The sequence below is a fragment of the Paenibacillus aestuarii genome (assembly GCF_027789125.1).
In the GTDB taxonomy this organism is placed as follows: Bacteria; Bacillota; Bacilli; order Paenibacillales; family NBRC-103111; genus Paenibacillus_E; species Paenibacillus_E aestuarii.
Window position 1 is genome coordinate 1 of the sequence record NZ_JAQFVF010000032.1, and the last position, 18,018, is coordinate 18,018.

20 protein-coding genes, 1 rRNA gene and 1 riboswitch are annotated in these 18,018 nt (G+C 50.0%); of the genes, 17 read left to right on the plus strand and 4 right to left on the minus strand.

Translation table 11 applies throughout. From position 1 onward, the window contains the following. The first annotated feature begins 223 nt into the window (after positions 1–223). A 5S ribosomal RNA gene (gene rrf / locus O9139_RS14810) occupies positions 224–340 on the plus strand. A gap of 102 nt (positions 341–442) precedes the next feature. Here rrf and O9139_RS14815 read toward each other — a convergent pair. Then, a complete protein-coding gene (locus O9139_RS14815; RefSeq protein ID WP_270880248.1) occupies positions 443–967 on the minus strand; it encodes a hypothetical protein in 525 nt (174 codons plus the stop codon). A 164-nt stretch (positions 968–1,131) separates the two neighbouring features. On the opposite strand from O9139_RS14815, the gene O9139_RS14820 reads away from it, so the two are divergent. The 10 genes from O9139_RS14820 (at position 1,132) to rsmI (ending at position 8,472) form a co-directional block, all read left to right on the plus strand. Continuing rightward, entirely contained in the window at positions 1,132–1,305 is a 174-nt protein-coding gene (locus O9139_RS14820; RefSeq protein ID WP_270880305.1) for a sigma factor G inhibitor Gin, read from the plus strand. Between the two features lie 90 nt (positions 1,306–1,395). Further along, complete coding sequence (locus O9139_RS14825; RefSeq protein ID WP_270880249.1) at positions 1,396–2,895, plus strand: aminotransferase class I/II-fold pyridoxal phosphate-dependent enzyme; 1,500 nt, start codon at positions 1,396–1,398, stop codon at positions 2,893–2,895. 55 nt (positions 2,896–2,950) lie between these two features. Next, positions 2,951–3,610: a dTMP kinase gene (gene tmk, locus O9139_RS14830; RefSeq protein ID WP_270880250.1), complete on the plus strand. Its 660-nt coding sequence runs from the start codon at positions 2,951–2,953 to the stop codon at positions 3,608–3,610. Between the two features lie 44 nt (positions 3,611–3,654). Beyond that, the gene (locus O9139_RS14835) at positions 3,655–3,984 is read left to right on the plus strand and encodes a cyclic-di-AMP receptor (RefSeq protein ID WP_270880251.1); all 330 of its coding nucleotides are present in this window, start codon (positions 3,655–3,657) and stop codon (positions 3,982–3,984) included. 57 nt (positions 3,985–4,041) lie between these two features. After that, the gene (locus tag O9139_RS14840; protein ID WP_270880252.1) at positions 4,042–4,488 is read left to right on the plus strand and encodes a YaaR family protein; all 447 of its coding nucleotides are present in this window, start codon (positions 4,042–4,044) and stop codon (positions 4,486–4,488) included. 12 nt (positions 4,489–4,500) lie between these two features. Next, on the plus strand, positions 4,501–5,478 hold the full coding sequence (gene holB, locus O9139_RS14845) for a DNA polymerase III subunit delta' (protein ID WP_270880253.1): 978 nt from the start codon (positions 4,501–4,503) through the stop codon (positions 5,476–5,478). A 1-nt stretch (position 5,479) separates the two neighbouring features. Next, positions 5,480–6,283 (plus strand): PSP1 domain-containing protein, encoded by an 804-nt coding sequence (locus O9139_RS14850; protein ID WP_270880254.1) that lies wholly within the window; start codon positions 5,480–5,482, stop codon positions 6,281–6,283. A 60-nt stretch (positions 6,284–6,343) separates the two neighbouring features. After that, on the plus strand, positions 6,344–6,685 hold the full coding sequence (yabA, locus tag O9139_RS14855) for a DNA replication initiation control protein YabA (RefSeq protein WP_270880255.1): 342 nt from the start codon (positions 6,344–6,346) through the stop codon (positions 6,683–6,685). Between the two features lie 82 nt (positions 6,686–6,767). Beyond that, positions 6,768–7,523 carry a tRNA1(Val) (adenine(37)-N6)-methyltransferase gene (locus O9139_RS14860; protein ID WP_270880256.1) on the plus strand — a complete coding sequence of 252 codons (756 nt, stop codon included), beginning with the start codon at positions 6,768–6,770 and terminating at the stop codon, positions 7,521–7,523. A 49-nt stretch (positions 7,524–7,572) separates the two neighbouring features. Beyond that, positions 7,573–8,472 carry a 16S rRNA (cytidine(1402)-2'-O)-methyltransferase gene (rsmI, locus tag O9139_RS14865; RefSeq protein WP_270880257.1) on the plus strand — a complete coding sequence of 300 codons (900 nt, stop codon included), beginning with the start codon at positions 7,573–7,575 and terminating at the stop codon, positions 8,470–8,472. Between the two features lie 222 nt (positions 8,473–8,694). Here the strand turns inward: rsmI and O9139_RS14870 are convergent, their stop codons facing one another. Then, positions 8,695–8,949 (minus strand): AbrB/MazE/SpoVT family DNA-binding domain-containing protein, encoded by a 255-nt coding sequence (locus O9139_RS14870; RefSeq protein WP_270880258.1) that lies wholly within the window; start codon positions 8,947–8,949, stop codon positions 8,695–8,697. A gap of 374 nt (positions 8,950–9,323) precedes the next feature. Here O9139_RS14870 and O9139_RS14875 point away from each other — a divergent pair, with 374 nt between their 5' ends. Together O9139_RS14875 and O9139_RS14880 are read left to right on the plus strand one after the other, a co-directional pair. After that, entirely contained in the window at positions 9,324–10,604 is a 1,281-nt protein-coding gene (locus O9139_RS14875) for an HD domain-containing protein (protein ID WP_270880259.1), read from the plus strand. A gap of 25 nt (positions 10,605–10,629) precedes the next feature. Further along, on the plus strand, positions 10,630–11,397 hold the full coding sequence (locus tag O9139_RS14880) for a TatD family hydrolase (protein ID WP_270880260.1): 768 nt from the start codon (positions 10,630–10,632) through the stop codon (positions 11,395–11,397). Here O9139_RS14880 and O9139_RS14885 read toward each other — a convergent pair. Continuing rightward, positions 11,380–12,615, minus strand: a complete 1,236-nt coding sequence (locus O9139_RS14885) for an ABC transporter permease (protein WP_270880261.1) — start codon at positions 12,613–12,615, stop codon at positions 11,380–11,382. The genes O9139_RS14880 and O9139_RS14885 overlap by 18 nt on opposite strands. Before the next feature lie 7 nt (positions 12,616–12,622). Continuing rightward, positions 12,623–13,366 carry an ABC transporter ATP-binding protein gene (locus O9139_RS14890; RefSeq protein WP_270880262.1) on the minus strand — a complete coding sequence of 248 codons (744 nt, stop codon included), beginning with the start codon at positions 13,364–13,366 and terminating at the stop codon, positions 12,623–12,625. Between the two features lie 282 nt (positions 13,367–13,648). After that, positions 13,649–13,839, plus strand: a riboswitch (cyclic di-AMP (ydaO/yuaA leader). Positions 13,840–14,127: 288 nt separating this feature from the next. Here O9139_RS14890 and O9139_RS14895 point away from each other — a divergent pair. The 4 genes from O9139_RS14895 to yabG all read left to right on the plus strand — a co-directional run bounded on the left by O9139_RS14895 (position 14,128) and on the right by yabG (position 17,846). Next, on the plus strand, positions 14,128–15,267 hold the full coding sequence (locus tag O9139_RS14895; protein ID WP_377526888.1) for a ubiquitin-like domain-containing protein: 1,140 nt from the start codon (positions 14,128–14,130) through the stop codon (positions 15,265–15,267). A 168-nt stretch (positions 15,268–15,435) separates the two neighbouring features. Further along, complete coding sequence (gene rnmV / locus O9139_RS14900; RefSeq protein ID WP_270880263.1) at positions 15,436–15,990, plus strand: ribonuclease M5; 555 nt, start codon at positions 15,436–15,438, stop codon at positions 15,988–15,990. 30 nt (positions 15,991–16,020) lie between these two features. Continuing rightward, a complete protein-coding gene (rsmA, locus tag O9139_RS14905) occupies positions 16,021–16,920 on the plus strand; it encodes a 16S rRNA (adenine(1518)-N(6)/adenine(1519)-N(6))-dimethyltransferase RsmA (RefSeq protein WP_270880264.1) in 900 nt (299 codons plus the stop codon). A 53-nt stretch (positions 16,921–16,973) separates the two neighbouring features. Next, the gene (gene yabG / locus O9139_RS14910) at positions 16,974–17,846 is read left to right on the plus strand and encodes a sporulation peptidase YabG (protein ID WP_270880265.1); all 873 of its coding nucleotides are present in this window, start codon (positions 16,974–16,976) and stop codon (positions 17,844–17,846) included. Positions 17,847–18,018: the final 172 nt, after the last annotated feature.

An 18,018-nucleotide genomic window follows, 5' to 3' on the forward strand; every position in this document is an offset into this window, starting at 1 on the left:
GAGGTTGATAGGTTCGAGGTGGAAGTGCAGCAATGTATGGAGCTGACGAATACTAATCGGTCGAGGGCTTAACCTAATAGAGGGATCTTTGAACGAAGTTCAAAGTCTCTCAGATTTGCTTCTTACTCAAAGAAGCAACACACTTTACGTAAGTTTCGTATCTAGTTTTCAGGGTGCAAGACGCTCTGAATAAGTACAGATGTTTCCTGGCAGAAGCATCACGTTTGGTGATGATGGCGGAGGGGACCCACGCGTTCCCATCTCGAACACGACCGTTAAGCCCTCCAGCGTCGATGGTACTTGAACCGAAGGGTTCTGGGAGAGTAGAACGTTGCCAAGCACAGAACAAAGCCTTTTTGAGAGAAATCTCAGAAAGGCTTTTTTGTATTAAAAACAGGAAATGCCCTGTATCCGCTATGAACCGGAAAGGCAGGGCGACTTATTATTGCAAATAGCAAGACGTATCTTTGCCTGTTATTTTGATTAGGCCATTTTTACGATAAGGGCGGAAGCGAAACAGCATCCATAACCGCGGCATCATCATCCAAAGATGAAAGACAATTAAGCATCGGAACCAAGTGCCAGGAATCCATGGATATAGAAGAAGAAGACTGGTAAAGCCGATCCAAAACAGTTGAAGCTGCACTTTGCTAACCAGCTTAATGGAGGCGTTGCCCTCGGGCAAAATCCCGCACCAGAAAACGCCCCATTTGAAAGCCCAGCCCCGCATCGCACGGCCAACCGTGAACTGAAAGTAAATGCGAACAAGCAGGAAATGAGCGATAATAAGTACAGGATAACTGCAGACTACTGGTATCCAATCCATGTATTTTACCTGATAGAGCAGCACGAGAACAAGAAATATCATATAAATTACTATTTTATATATCGTATGATGGATTCTTTTTAGCAGGGTGTAGCTGTAAATGGTAGAGTCTTTGGATAGCGATGCATCTGGAATCGACATAATAACCTCCGAATGGCGGGAAAGCCATAATCTCAAGCTTTTATATCGGCAAATTGATTCCAAAATATGAGTGTTTAGCTAGTTTAGGAGAAATGGGCTTCGGGCATACTAAACGATAAAGGAGTTGATGATGCTGTATGGAGGAGAACCGGATAGGGATATGTATGATCTGTGAGCAGCAAAAAATCGGCGGAATTCGAATTCTTATGTCATTCATATGTGATGCATGCAGTCGTGATCTGGTCAAGACGGATGTGGAAGACCAGAAGTACACTTATTATGTGAAGCAAATGAGGAAAATATTTTATACAAGCCCGAAAAAAACATATATGAATTAAAATAAAAGCTTCGTTTGGAAGCTTTTTTGTTTTTTGGGCAGTGATATTTTACTATAGGGGTATAAAATCATGGGTTGAAGGAGTAAATACATGACGATGCCGGATAAATCGAAGGCACCCCTATTTGAAGCAATGTTAGCGCATCATCGAAGCGGAGCCGCCAGCTTTCATGTGCCCGGCCATAAGTCGGGGAATGGGGTTATGAAGGAAGCGGAGCCGTTCTTACAGTCGGTTATGTCAATCGACTATACAGAGATTACGGGATTAGATGACTTGCACCATGCGGAAGGAGCGATTTGGGAAGCCGAGCAGCTGGCGGCGGATTGTTTTGGCGCGGAGGAGACTTATTTCTTAGTAGGTGGCAGCACTGTTGGCAATTTGGCGATGATTTCGTCGGTCTGTGATCCTGATGATCTCATTCTCGTACAGAGAAACGTACATAAATCTGTAATCCACGGATTGATGCTGGCGGGGGCAAGGGCGATTTTTATATCGCCTGGTGTAGATCCGGCGAGCGGAATTGCAACGGGCGTAGTGCTCGAAGACGTAGGACAAGCGTTAAGCCAATTTCCTGAGGCGAAGGCGCTGTTTCTGACGAATCCCAACTATTATGGGATGGGGATAGATTTGCAGCCTTTTGCCGCGTTGATGCATGAGCACGGCAAGCTGCTGCTTGTTGATGAAGCGCATGGCGCCCACTTCGGCTTCCATGATGAATTGCCGCAATCCGCGTTGGCGAGCGGAGCGGATGCCGTGGTGCAGTCCACACATAAAATGTTGACGGCAATGACGATGGGGGCCATGCTGCACGTGCAGGGGCCGAGAATCGATCGGGAGGCGATCAAACAGCGCTTGGCGATGCTGCAGAGCTCAAGCCCCTCCTACCCCATCCTGGCTTCTTTGGACTTGGCGAGAAAGAGAATGCATACGGAAGGCAGAGATTGGGTCGAGCAGGGGTTGCATATCGTTAAAGCGTTTAGAACGCGGCTTAGGGGATTACAAGCGATTGGAGTTCATTCCGAGCGGTTTCCGGATGTGCAAGAAGGCGGTTATACGACTGCGGATCCGTTTAAGATTAGCGTTTATGACAAAACCGGCACGTTAACGGGTTCGATGCTTCAAGCGCAATTAGAGAGCCATGGATGTTTCGTGGAGATGGCAGATTCACGTCATGTCTTGCTTGTTTTTACACCGGCTACGAGCGTAGAAGACGCCAATCGCTTATATGGAGCGTTAACGAACATTAATTTTAACGTACAATTACAAAAGCAGGAACTTCAAGTGCCCATCTCGAATATAAGTATATTACCCCCAAATACACAAATTTCGTCGCCAATCGCCTTTAGTCAGCGGAATTTGCGCAAAATCGGGTTTCAAGAGTGTCATGTAAGTTTAGTTGCCGTCCAAGAAGCTATTGGAAGCAGGTCCGCGGAGATGGTGATTCCTTATCCGCCTGGCATTCCGTACTTGTATCCTGGCGAAATTATCACCTCTTCGGTCGCCGCAGCGCTGCAGCAGTTGGCAGAAGGAGGCATCCGCTTTCAAGGGACAGCTTTTGGACAGACACACAAGCTCAAGATCTACACATAAAAGAACACTTTAACTAGTACATCAAATAGATATACAGCAGTTGCAGGAGGATAGAGTGGACGGAATATTTATCACGTTTGAAGGGCCAGACGGCTCTGGGAAAACGACCCAATTACGGAGACTGGCGGAAACGCTGAAACAAAGTGGACATGATGTCTTGGTAACAAGAGAGCCTGGGGGAACGGCGATTAGCGACAAGGTGCGCAGCATCATTCTCGATCCGGCGCATGAAGAAATGGTTGACCAGGCGGAAGTGCTGCTGTATGCGGCTTCCAGAGCCCAGCACGTGCACGAGCTTATTTTGCCGGCACTGAAGGCAGGCAAGATCGTGCTATGCGATCGGTTTATTGACGCAAGCATAGCCTATCAAGGTTATGGATTAGGCATTGATGTGGAAACGGTTAGAGCGGTGAACCGCTTTGCCAGCTCAGGTCTACAAGCGACAAGAACGTACATCCTGGATGTACCGGTAGAGGTCAGCTTAGCGCGGCTGCATAAGCGTGCTCCTGGACAGGATGCTGCGGGTCAACAGTTGGACCGGATTGAGCAAAAGAGCGCCGAATACCACAACCGGGTCCGTGCGGGCTTTCATCAAATTGCGGCTGAACAACCGGAACGTGTGTTCGTAGTGGACGCAAACCGGAGTGAAGATGAAATTGCCGTGGACATTTTAGCGGAATGCAGCCGTTTATTAAAGGAACATCTTTCCGTCTAAGCAACAAGCCCATTATAGTTTATAATGAAGAGGAGGAATCACCCATGAAACTAGTCGTTGCCATTGTTCAAGACAAAGACAGTAATCGCCTCTCCAATGCTCTGATTAAAGAGGGTTTCCGTGCAACGAAGCTGGCAAGTACCGGCGGATTTTTGCGGGCGGGCAATACAACCTTCATGATCGGGACTGAAGACGAGCGGGTGCAAGAGGTTATGCATGTTATTCGCGCCAATTGTAAAGTCCGGGAACAACTTGTCACACCGGTTTCGCCAATGGGAGGAACGACGGACTCCTACATTCCATTCCCTGTGGAAGTTCAGGTGGGTGGAGCTGCGGTCTTTGTACTGCCGGTCGAACGATTCGAACATTACTAATATACTCGCGGCATAAGTTCAACAAGCAAGGAATATGGGGACAAGGATGGATGTAGTTTGAAAATTAACCCGGGGTGGCAGCCCATTGGAAAAAACGTCAAAGTCAACGATAATATGACTCCACCGCAGCTGGCGCCCCGGAATTTTTCGGACATCATGCAGCAGCAGGACGAGAAGGTTACGCAAGAGCAGCTGACGAGAATGATGCAGCAAATTTCGCTGCAGGGTGATCGTCTGACGCGTTCGATGACGGTGCGGGAACTGCGGCAGTATAAGCTGCTAGTGAAGCAGTTTCTTGAGGAAACCGCGCGGCGCGGTGTACATTTGAGAGATACGAAGGGCTGGGATCGTCGCGGCCGTTCGAAGCGATATAAGCTTTTGGAGGAAATCGATCAGGAACTGCTGGCTATGGCAGATGAATTGCTGGAGTCCGAGCAGGGGCGGATCGAGATTTTGCAGAGAATCGGAGAGATCCGAGGTATGCTGATTAACATGTTATTCTAGGAGTCGACCTATATGTCCTTTCAAGCAATCCCCGGACAGGCAGCAGCCAAGCGGTTGCTGCAAAACGGGCTGCGGCAGGACAAGCTGTCGCATGCTTATATTTTTAGCGGGCCTGTAGGCACAGGCCGTTCCGAGATGGCGTTGGCGCTGGCGAAGGCGATCTACTGTAAAAACGGGATCGACGATGCTTGCGGGGAATGTCTCGAATGCCGCAAAGTCGAGCATCGGAATCATCCCGATCTGCATGTAGTTGAGCCGGAGGGCGCATCCATCAAGATCGAGCAAATCCGCGAGCTGCAAAAAGAGTTTGCGTACCGGGCTACGGCATCCGGAACCAAAATTTACGTGCTGCATCGTGCAGAGAAGATGACCGTGCAAGCGGCGAACAGCCTGCTCAAATTTCTGGAGGAGCCAACGTCAAAGGTTATTGCCATTCTGATTACCGAGAATGGGAATGCGCTGCTGCCAACGATTCAATCACGCGCCCAGTGGATCAGTTTCACGCCGCTGCCGCGTGAGGAGATGGTGCTGGCGCTGCTGCAGGAAGGGCATCCGGCTGCGTTGGTTCAACCGGCGGTGCATTTGACGGCTGGGCTGCAGGCCGCGCGGGAGCTCATTGCTGCAAATTGGTTTGCAGAAATGAGAAGCGTAGTGTTACAATTAGCGAAGGAGACGCTAACACGTTTCCCTTCTTCTATGATTACCATTCAGCATAAGATTGTAAGAACAGAACTGGCGGATCACATGGCAAGCCTCTTTGACTTGTTGATTCTCTGGTTTAAAGATATGGTGCAGCTGCGCTTGGAGCGCAGGGACAAGCTTGTTTATAACGACCAGCTGGATTGGATGAGTTCCCTTGCTTTCAGCCGGGACGTTGCCGATTGGGTTCGCATGATGGAACAAGCAGTAGATCTGCAAAAACGTCTACGCTTTAACGCCAATTCACAGCTAGTTATAGAGAAAATGCTCGTGGAGATGCAGGGGGTGTAAGATGTATTCGGTAGTTGGCGTCCGCTTTAAAAAGGCGGGAAAAATATATTATTTCGATCCCATCGATTTGCCTATAGAGAAAGAAAGTGCCGTAATTGTAGAAACTGCACGCGGAGTAGAGTACGGTAAGGTCGTCGTTGGTAAGAAAAATGTCAGAGAGAACGATGTTGTGCTTCCATTGAAGAAAGTGATACGGATCGCAGATCATGCCGATGCCGATCTGGTGGAAGAGAACAAGAAAGCAGCCAAAGATGCGTTTCAGACGTGCCAGGAGAAGATCAAAGACCACAATCTTAAGATGAAGCTCGTGGACGTTGAGTATACATTTGACCGCAACAAAATCATTTTTTATTTTACCGCCGAAGGACGGGTGGATTTTCGCGAGCTTGTGAAGGATTTGGCCAGCATCTTCCGTACCCGGATTGAGTTAAGACAAATCGGCGTGCGGGATGAAGCGAAGATGCTCGGCGGAATCGGCCCGTGCGGCCGCATTCTGTGCTGCTCATCATTCTTGGGCGATTTCGAGCCGGTGTCCATCAAAATGGCGAAGGATCAGAATCTATCGCTGAATCCAACCAAGATTTCGGGATTATGCGGCCGATTGATGTGCTGCTTGAAATATGAGCACGATAACTATGAAAGTGCCAAGGATTCACTGCCGACCGTAGGCAAACAGGTGATCACTTCATACGGGAACGGAAAAGTGCTCGGTCTGAATCTGGGTGACCGCACGGCGAAAGTTCAGCTATTTGATCTCGGTAAAGTGTTGGATTTACCTTTCGATGATGTAGTAGAGCAAGAGTAGAGGCTTATAATCCGCTAAAAGCGCTGAGGCTTAAGCAGGGACGGCACTAGAGGTGAGATCGTGGAGAAACAGGACATTTTCGAACAGATGGATGGTATCGAAGAACGAATGGGCGCCACTTATGTAGAGCTCGGTGCCTTGAAGAAAAGAGTTATTGCGCTCATCGAAGAAAACAAGCGGCTAAGTATTGAGAATCAGCAGCTGCGGAAGCTCATCCGGCAAGAGGAAGCGCCTGCAGCGCAGCCGGAAGGAGAGGTCAAGGAACCGCCGCCGGCTGTCGGCGCTGGTTACGATAACTTGACACGTTTATATAATGAAGGGTTTCATATTTGCAATGTTTACTACGGCCACCTTCGAACTGAAGGAGATTGTTTGTTTTGCTTGTCTTTTTTAAATAAATAAGGATGACTTGATGACCGTAAGGGTTTATGCCTTACGGTTTTTTTCGATAAAGAGACTCGAAAGGAATGGACACACAACGCGTATGAAGCAAGTTCCCCTATTACCGACAGAACGGATTGACGATCTATTAACACATGATCTGAAAATTATTCAAAGCGAACAAGTGTTCAGCTTCTCGCTGGATGCTGTGCTGCTCGCCCGATTCTGCAGTGTTGCGCCTCGCGGACGAATGATTGACTTATGCACAGGCAATGGAGTCGTGCCTCTATTGCTCACGACAAGGACGCGCGCCGAGATTTGGGGCGTCGAAATTCAGGAAAGATTGGCGGATATGGCGGTCCGGAATGCGCTGCTGAATGGTTTGGAGGAGCGTCTCCATATGATTCAGGGAGACCTCAGAACCATTGCCCAAACGTTGGGACATGGGCAGTTTGATGCCGTGACCGTGAACCCGCCTTACTTGCCTGTACCGAACGGCGAGCAAAATGTGAATGAGCACATAGCCGCGGCGCGGCATGAGATCCATTGCACATTGGAAGATGTGATCGCGGCGAGCGCGAAACTGGTCAAGCCCGGAGGCAAGGTAGCGATGGTGCATCGCGCCACACGTTTGATCGATATCTGCTATCTGATGAGGAAGTATCGGATTGAGCCGAAACGCATTCGTTACGTGCATGCGCGGGCGCAGGAAGAAGCAATGATGGTGCTGATTGAAGGCATGAAGGATGGCAAGCCTGAAGTGCGAACGTTGGCTCCGCTCATCGTTTATGATGAGGATCAAACGTACTGCACGGAGCTGCAGGAAATTTATTACGGAGGCAGAACCTCGCTGAAATAAGCTAACGAGATAAGCGTTATGATAAGTATAGCGCGCAAGAACAAGGAGGATGGTTCGACTGAACGTACCGCATGTACAAAAAAGCTACCGGGATGACTCAGATGGCGTAGGTACGCTGTACCTCGTGGCTACGCCGATCGGCAACCTGGAAGACATGACCTTCCGTGCTATCCGTACGCTGAAGGAAGTGGACCTGATTGCCGCAGAGGATACGCGGCAAACGCGCAAGCTGCTGACGCACTTCGAAGTCGCAACGCGACTCGTCAGCTATCATGAACACAACAAGCAGGCAAGCGGACCAGAGCTCGTCCGCTTGCTGCTTGAAGGACAGAGCATCGCGCTAGTCAGCGATGCGGGTCTGCCGGCCATCTCCGACCCAGGTTATGACCTGGTGCGGATGGCCATAGAGCAGGGGGCGCCGGTCGTCCCGATTCCCGGCGCCAATGCAGCCTTGTCGGCACTGATCGCCTCCGGCCTGCCGACAGAGCGCTTCACCTTCGTAGGTTTTCTCCCCAGGGAGAAAAAGGAGCAGACGAAGGTGCTGGAAGAGCTGCAGCTGGCGCAGGGCACGCTGCTGTTCTATGAATCGCCGCACCGCGTGGACAAAACACTTGCCCGCATGGCGGAAGTTTGGGGGGCGGAGCGCCGGGTGTGCCTCGCCCGCGAGCTGACGAAGCGCTACGAGGAGTTTGCCCGCGGCACAATCGCGGAGTGCCTCGTGTATCTTGAGCAGCACCCGCCGCAGGGCGAGTACTGCTTGATCGCCGAAGGCGTATCGGCGGAGGCGGCCAAAGAGGCCGCGGCCGGCTGGTGGGAGCCGCTGACGCTGAGCGAGCATGTGGCGCATTATGAGCAGCGGGGCAGTGACAAAAAGGATGCGATGAAGCTGGTTGCGGCGGATCGCGGCTTGTCCAAGCGGGATGTATATAACGCGTTGATCGAGCGGTAATGATAGGAAGGCGGGGGGGCTTGGCATCGTGCCATTCTCCTCGGACCTCCTCATGGTCTGGGGGGGGCCTCCAGTTTCAGGTAAGAAAGGGAACAAAAGGGTCCAGACAAAAAAAGATCTCTAATCCGTGGCCGAAGCCAACAAATTAGAGATTAGAGGAGATATGAAAAAGGTTAGAATTACCATAGGGAATAGTGCTACTTCTATTATATACTATTTTTCTTATTTTGTCACAGGTGTTGGCATTTCAGTTAAACAAATATGGCAAACAATTTTTCCTTTGAAGTAAGTAACATTCTCGGCATTGCCGCAGAAGATACATGCAGGCTCATATTTTTTTAGCATGATACGCTCACCATCTACATAAATTTCCAGTGCATCCTTCTCGCCAATACCCAATGTGCGGCGAAGTTCGATTGGAATAACAACGCGTCCCAATTCGTCAACCTTTCTTACAATACCAGTAGATTTCATCATCTATAAAATCCCCTTCCAATTTTATAAAATTTTTATCAATATCGTCATCATTCGACAAAAGTTATTTGTTTTAATGATACCAACCATTCCCAAAATAGTCAACCCAATTTTCTCGATTTTATACATTTGCTAACGAAAAATTTACATTCTTGTAACAATTGTTTAATCGCTGAAAACCCTAGTGGTATAAGGTTTTGTAAGTAATATCTTACAGAGTTCGCAGCAAAAACCTAGAGGCTGAAATAGCTAATTAACAGATTGATTAAGCGTTAGAATTGGAAGTTGGTCGTCGACACGATTCGACATTGAGTGTCGAATCGAAGCGGGTTCATGTCGGAGTGGTGTCGAAATTACAGCGGAAAGGTAGTGAGAATATGAAAGAAGAGAAAGTGTTTAAAGACCCGGTCCATAAGTATATTTATGTGCAGGACAAGACAATCTGGGATTTGATTAATACCAGGGAATTTCAGCGATTGCGGCGCGTTCGGCAATTGGGTACTTCTTATTTGACGTTTCATGGCGCGGAGCACAGCCGCTTTTCCCATTCGTTAGGTGTTTACGAAATTACCCGCAAAATCATCTCCCAGTTCGAGCGCAATCATTATGAAGGATGGCCGCAAGAGGAGCGCTTGCTTTGCTTGTGCGCTGCATTGCTGCATGATTTGGGACATGGTCCATTTTCTCATTCAATTGAAAGTGCATTCGGGACGAGACATGAGGATTGGTCGTGCAAAATTGTGCTTGGCGATACGGAAGTGAACCGGGTGCTGAGCCAAGTCTCTCCTGACTTTCCGAAGAAGGTAGCCGGTGTGATTTGCAAGTCTTATCACGAAGAAATCGTGGTCAGCCTCGTCTCCAGTCAATTGGATGCGGACCGGATGGATTATTTGCTGCGGGATGCTTATTTTACAGGCGTGAATTACGGCACCTTCGATCTTGAGCGGATTTTGCGCGTGATTCGTCCCTACAAAGGGCACATCGTGGTCAAAGAGAGCGGGATGCATGCCGTCGAGGATTACTTGATGTCCAGGTACCAGATGTACTGGCAAGTGTATTTCCATCCGGTTACGCGAAGCGCCGAAATTTTGCTGCATAAAATTTTTGCCCGGGCCAAACATTTATACGAGGACAACTATAATTTCTCATTTATGGTGGACCCGATTCTCCATCTTATTCAAAACAAGTTGTCGCTGGAGGATTATCTTCTGCTCGATGAGTCCGTCATGCAGACGATGTTGACGTTCTGGTGTTCGGAGAACGATTCGATTCTTGTCGACTTGTGCAGACGCTTCCTAGACCGTAAGCTTTACAAATACAGCACCTTCGAGGAGTCCAGCAATAAAAGAGTGATTCAGCGTATGGAGCAGGCGATGCGGGAGGCTGGCTTTGACCCGATTTATTATATGGAAATTGATTTTCCGTCCGATCTTTCCTATGATGTGTATCGTCCGGGAGAAAGCGATGAGAAGCTGCCGATTTTGCTGCTCGATCATCGTGAGCATTTGACGGAGATTACCCACAAGTCCGAGATCGTCCGTTCGATTAGCGGCATCCATATGGGAGCGCATCATATTTACTACCCGGAAGAGCTGAGGGAGAGGTTAAGTACGACTGCGTACGCGGATTTATGGGCCCTGCTAGGGGAACAGGACTAATTTTTATACATAGAAGGAGAAGACCATGCTTACGGATTCACACACACATCTAAATGCGGAGCAATTCAATGAAGACAGAGAAGAAGTGATTCAAAGAGCGCTGGAAGCCGGTGTAACGCGAATCGTTAATGTCGGTTTTAATCGGGAGACGATTCCGAGCTCCATTGCGCTTGCCGAGCAGTATGACTTTATTTATTCGACAGTAGGCTGGCACCCTGTAGATGCAATTGATATGCAGCCAGGAGATTTGGAATGGATCGAGGAGCTTTGCAAGCATAAGAAAGTAGTGGCGATTGGCGAGATCGGGCTGGATTATTATTGGGATAAATCGCCTAAAGATGTCCAGCAGCGCGTCTTTCGCGATCAAATCCGCCTGGCGCGCAAGCTAGGGATGCCGATTGTCATCCATAACCGCGACGCGCATCAGGATGTTATCCAGATATTGAGAGAGGAAAAGGCCGCGGAGGTTGGCGGTATTATGCATTGTTTTTCGGGCAGTTGGGAGACGGCCAAGCTATGTCTGGATATGAATTTCCATATCTCATTCGGGGGGCCAGTGACGTTTAAGAACGCCAAACAGCCCAAAGAGGTGCTGGCCCAGGTTCCGCTGGACCGGCTTCTCATTGAGACTGATGCGCCTTATTTGACTCCGCATCCATTCCGCGGCAAACGTAATGAGACGTCTTATGTGCGCCTCGTAGCCGAGACGGCCGCGGAAATTCGCGGGATGACTTTGGAGGAAATTGCCGAAATTACGACGAATAATGCGATCTGTCTATTGGGACTCGCGTAGTACCGCAGCCTGGAATTTGCGCCGGAGCACAATGCCGCTAATGAAGGATATGAAAGCCAGCCCAGCGATAGGCACAAGCGCATAGACCGGGGTGGAGCGTATCAGCAGCGGGATCGCCAGCACGCAGGTTTGGGCAAGCAGTACGCACCAGATGATGAAGGCCAGCGCGCTGGGTTTGGCGTTCACGTTAAGCGGGTACATCTCCAGCCAGAACGTGTAGCGGTGTGCGCGCGCTAATCCTGAGATTTGGAAAACTGTAATCAGCAGGGCGGCGCCGAAGATGACGGCTCGTACCGGGTCGCTGCTTGATACGAAGATCGCGATGCCGCCAATTAGCGTTACACGAATGACAATGGAGAAAAGCTCCGTGCGCAGCAGCGTTAGTGTATACAAATACAAGTAGGAAGCGTCCTGTTTAAAAGGAATCCAACGTGTGACCCCGCTGATCCATCCTCGGCGGGTTATTCGCGTTCCCAATTGCGGCACATCCGTGAACCAATTAAAGAAAGCGTACAATCGCGCTTGCTGCTGCTTCTCTTTTTGAATCAAATAATCCCAGCCAATGAGGAATTTATCGATCGTTCTGCTCACGGCCAGCCATATGAGAATCAGGAGTATGACCGTACCGCTGGCCCACAGCAGGTTAACTTGGAACTGCAAGTAAACGGCAAGCACAGTGCCCAGTGAGCGGAAGCTGACAGATCCGCGTCTCCAGCGATTGTCGACGAAGCGGCTTTCCTGCCAACTGCCGAGCAGATTGGCGACTTTGACGAGCAGCAGCTGGACGATCATCAGCCAGACGGGCTGGGCGGTGTTGCCGGTGCAATGGTGGTATAGAGGCCAAAGCACAATCCCTGCAAGCAGTGTCCAGCAAGTCTGGAGGGTGAAGCTGTACGTGAACGCTTTGCGAAAGTAGGCGCCCATGTCATGTTCAATGCGCAGCAGAAACATTCGGTCCGCCTGCCGCAGCAAGGTGCGAACAGGACTGGCCGCAAGCGGTGGAACGAGCAGCAGAAGCGCGATCCAGATGTAGGGATAATTTGTCGGAAGACGCTGTAGGACGCTCGCATAATAATAGGAAGAAATAATGACAAGAAACAGCAGGAAACCGAGAAAATTGCTGCGGGCCGCATACTGCCAATAGCCCATGGATTCCTTGATATAACGCTGAAATCTTTGCTGCCATAAGATGGTTGTGTCGAACTGTGCCTGGTTCATGGCTGCCTCACCTGCCCGCATCCTGCACAAGGTGATAAAAAATGTCATCCAGTGACGCTTGCTGGAGTCCGGTTTGCTGACGCAATTCGCCCAAATCTCCTTGCGCAACCATGTGGCCTTTGTGCAAAACGACAAAATTGTCGCAATATTTTTCGATTGTTGACAAGATGTGCGAAGAAATGAGGAAGCTAGCGCCTTTCTGCTTCATGCTTACCATGAGTTCCAGAAGGGAACGGATCGCTAACGGGTCCAAACCAAGGAAAGGCTCGTCAATGATATATAAGGCGGGCTCGATGAGAAAAGCGTTCATGATCATCACTTTCTGCTTCATGCCCTTAGAGAGGTGGCTGGCGAAGCTGTTCAGCTTGTCTTTCATTTGAAATTCCTCCAGAAGAGAAGCGGACCTTGCCAAATATTCGTCGTTGCTCAGTCCGTAAGCCCTCGCCGTTAACTCCAAGTGCTCTTTGATCGTCAGCTCTTCATATAGCTCAGGACTTTCAGGCACATAGGCGTAAGCAGCCCGATAAGGAATCGGTTCTTCAGCCAAAGTGAGGCCGTTTACCCGGATGCTTCCCTTTTGCGGTTGGAGAAGACCGAGTATGTTTTTGATCGTTGTACTTTTACCCGCCCCATTGAGCCCGATTAGCCCGAGCATTTCGCCTCGCTGGATGGCAAAAGAGAGGTCATGGAGAACAGGTTTACCTGGTAAATAACCGCCGAAAAGAGAGTCAATTTGTAAAATCGGTACCACGTCATCGCCTCCCCATTTAGTTATATTTTGGAATTTTTTGAGAGTCGTTAGCCAATTTTATTATAAACAAATTCACATTCTAATCATAATTTTAGTGTACTTATCGCAATAATGAGAGATAATTCAAGCTTTGGAGAGAAAAACGTATAGATGGGCAATATTTGTTGGCAAAAATGTCCGTAATTCCTGAATTTCGTTCTTTTTAACGGGCATCAATCCCTTTACAGGTTAAGATTTACAGCGTAATATACTTTTCATAATAACTTAATAGCCAATTTGCCAAATTTCCATTCGCTGAGTCCCATAACAGGGAACGGGGGAACCGACTGCAAGCTGCGGATACGCAAGTAACCACAGTGATCAGATTGAGTATTAGGGGTGAATCTTGGTGCTTGCTTCAAGCAGGCATCGGGTAGGGCGACTCTCACGTCCGAATCCGTCAGCTAACCTCGTAAGCGTATAAGAGGGTAACGATTGTCGTGCTATTTGTATTTCACATGCAAACTAAGCCACGGGAAGAGTCCTTCTTTCCGCGGCTTTTTCATATTTCTGAGGAATTATACAGCCACGGGCGCAAAGGATGATGAATGAGCAAAGGGGGTGGAACAACCAGAGGAGCCGGAATCTTGCTGTGCTGCTACTGGGCAAACTCCGCTGTATAGCTGGAGTACATCAACTTAAGTTATTAAAAAAACCTTAGTCGCGTCAAACTTAATCATGCGTAACTCTCGACGGCGGGGCTTTGAAGGAGGACCGAAGAAGTGGGCAGTATCTCGATTATGGAGACCCATGTAAAACGATCATCCAGCATGTCCTTCGCATTGCGATGGAAGCATGAAAACATGCGTTTGATATTAAGCTTAGCTGTGATTTCAATCGCGATGACTTTCATGTTTTTGGTGTTGTTGTACGGTACGGCTACCAAGAGCGTATCCGTGGTTGTGAATGGACAAGAAACCGTTGTGCATACGAAGCAATGGGTCCTGCAACGCCTACTGGATGAACAAGCCATTAAAATTGGTGAACACGATCAAATCTCTGCAGCTTTGAACACACAAATCAAGGGTGGAGAAAAAATAGTTATCGATCATGCATCGCCGATTCAACTGACTGCTGATGGAAAGACCACAACTGTTTACACAACTGCAAGAACGGTCGAAAGTGCATTGCAAGATTTAAATATTGCACTTGGGGAGAGTGACCGTGTCACTCCCGAACCGACAGCGTCTCTACAATCAGGCGACGAGATCAAAGTCGTCCGCGTGACCAAAGAGACCGAAGAAATTAAGGAACCGATCGCGTATGCTACGGAGAAGAAATCCGACGCGTCGATTCTCAAAGGCAAGGAACAGATTGTTCAAGAAGGTAAAGAAGGCGTTAAGCTGAAGAAGAAAGAAAAGACTTACGAAGACGGCGTGCTCGTCTCGGAAGCAGTTGTGGGCGAAGAAGTACAAAGTGCAAGTGTAAATAAAGTCGTTGCCGTTGGCACGAAGAACCCGGTCGTCGCACTTTCGGCATCATCTCCGAGTGTGGAGGAGATTTCCAAGAATGGTGTGAAGTTCGGATATAAACAAATCCTGAATAATGTGAAGCTGACCGCTTATTCGGCGGGGGCGGAATCTACAGGAAAAGCAGAAGGCGCTCCTGGGTTTGGTAAGACATACACAGGAACGACGGTCACAGAAGGCAGAACGATCGCCGTAGATCCTAAGGTCATCCCGCTGGGTTGGTGGGTCTATATCGACGGCATCGGCTTCCGGCGCGCTGAAGATATCGGCAGCGGTGTGAAGGGCCAGATGATTGACGTTTACTACGAAGATCAGGGATATGCGAATAGATTTGGTACGAAGCAAGGCTATACGGTCTACGTTGTTGGGCCGAAGAAGCCGACGGAAAACTAACGAGTAAATGACCGACGGATCGGGTAGAATGAAGCTATCAGGTGTGCCGGCCGCAGTGAAAGAAGAGGAACCCCCTCTTCTTTTTCTGCGTTTGGGTAAGCAATTGCGCGTGCTGGCCGTTGAACGGGCAAAGGTTGACAGGGATTAGAGAAAGGGACAGGATATGTTATGATAAAAGAAGTTATCGTCGTCGAAGGCAAAGACGACACAACCGCCATTCGCCGAGCCGTCGAGGCGGATACGATCGAAACCGGCGGATCGGCGATCGGACAGGCGGTACTGAAACGGATCGCGCTTGCGCAGCAGCGCAGAGGCGTTATTATTTTTACGGATCCGGACCACGCCGGGGAGCGGATTCGCAAGATTGTCGCGGCGAAGGTGCCAGGCTGCAAGCATGCCTTCATTACGCAGGAGCAGGCTGCGTATAAGGGCGATATCGGCGTCGAGAATGCGTCGCCGGAGACAATCCGGCAGGCGCTGGCAAGCCTGCGCACGGAATACGACGGCGCGGTCTCGATGCTGACGATGGAAGATTTGATCGCCGCAGGGCTCATTGTGCACCCGGAGGCGGCCTCCCGCCGGCTTCAAGTGGGCAACGCGCTTGGTATCGGGTATTGCAATGGCAAGCAGTTCTTCAAGCGCTGTGCGATGTTTCAAATAACTCGTGAAGAGTTCGAGGCGGCCATCGAGGGGCTTGACCTGCCTACGGCGACCGAACTTTGATTGAAATTTAGGATAAAGAGGATAATGGATATGACGATTTCGAACCGCATCACACCGGAAGACGTGGCGACGCCGAGCAAGACGAAGGAAATCTTGAAACGGCATGACCTTGTGCTGAAAAAAAGCCTGGGTCAGAACTTCCTGATTGACCATAATATTTTGAATAAGATCGTGTCCGCTGCTGAGCTCGGACCGGACAAAGGCGCGCTGGAGATCGGCCCCGGCATCGGGGCGCTCACCCAGCAGCTGGCCAAGCTGGCCGGACGCGTCCTGGCCATCGAGATCGACCAGCGTCTGCTGCCCATTCTGGGCGAGACGCTGGAGCCTTACCCGCATGCATCCGTGGTCCATGGCGATGTGTTAAAACAAGATCTCCCGGCCTTGTTCCGGCAGCACTTCGCAGGCGTAGATGGCGTCAGCGTTGTCGCCAATCTGCCGTACTATATCACGACGCCGATTATCATGAAGCTTCTCGAGGAGAAGCTGCCGCTCGACAATATCGTCGTGATGATTCAAAAAGAGGTGGCCGACCGCATGGCGGCTCGTCCCGGGACTAAAGATTACGGCAGCCTGAGCATCGCCGTACAATTCCACTGCGAGGCCGAGCTTGTCACCATCGTGCCCCGCACCGTCTTTGTGCCGCAGCCGAACGTCGATTCCGCCGTCATCCGGCTGCGGGTACGCAAAGCACCGCCGGTCGATGTGGCGGATGAGGCCTTCTTCTTCGAAGTCGTCCAGGCATCCTTCGTACAGCGGCGCAAAACGATCTACAATAACCTTGCGGCGCGGTTCTTCTCCAAGGAAACCAAGAGCGAGCTGGAAGCGATCCTGCTCGCCTGCGGGATCGAACCTCAGCGTAGAGGCGAGACGCTGAGCATGGAAGAATACGCACGCTTGTCTGCCGCCCTTCAGGCGCACGGCTGCAAATAACCCGCACCAAATGCCCAGTCCCGCCATAGGATATGCCTAGGAGGGGATGTGCGATGAGGCAAGGAGACTTTGTAACCCGTAAATCCTACGGCGGTGACGTCATCTTCAGAATCGAGCGGATCGAGCAGGTTAAAGCCGTGCTGCGCGGTGTGGATTACCGGCTCCTCGCGGACGCGCCTTTGACGGATTTGACGTCAGCCGGACGTGCCGGCGAGCTGGATTACCCGCGGTCGGAACAGCCGCAGTTTCGCGAGTCGCTGCGGCGATTGGCTGTATCTCAGGCAAGTATGCAGGAGAAGAATGAAATCTCCCTTTCTCATAAACAGAAAGTAGGTCCCAGCTATTTTGAAGTGCCTGGCAAAGTGCTTCATTTGGATGGAGATCCGACTTATTTGCGTAAAAGCATGCAGCTTTACGGAGAATTACGTGTGCCGGCCGAGGGCTATTATATTCTTGAATCGCAGATGCCGGAAGCGCTGTATCGACTGCTTCCGCAAGTGAAGCCGGACATCGTTGTCATCACCGGCCATGACGGCATCTTAAAGCACCGCAAGCGAGGGGAGCTTCAAAGCTTAAGCAGCTACAAAAATTCGCAGCATTTTGTCAATGCGGTGCAGATCGCCAGGCAGTATGACCGCAATCGGGATTCCCTGATTATCGTAGCAGGGGCCTGTCAGTCGCATTATGAGGCTTTGCTGCGAGCCGGGGCCAATTATGCGAGTTCGCCTGCGCGCGTCTTGATCCATGCCCTGGATCCGCTGTGCATTGCAGCAAAGCTAAGCTATACGTCTGTGAAGGAAACGATCTCGATGCTCGATATCGTCGATCTCACTGTGACGGGATTAGATGGACTGGGCGGCGTGGAGACACGCGGAAGTTACCGCATGGGGGTACCGGGAATTCAGCACGTGGACAGCTATGAATGAGCATTTATGATGTTATGACACCTACAGAGAGCGTTCGATGGGATCGAGATCGAACGCCCTCTGTAGGTGTTTTTGTTGTTCAAGGAAAGAAAGTGAAAGGCGTGAATAATTTGTGAGGTTCGGTGACAACCTGTAAGATGGGCAACCAAAAAAAATAGGCATTTTTTTCGTT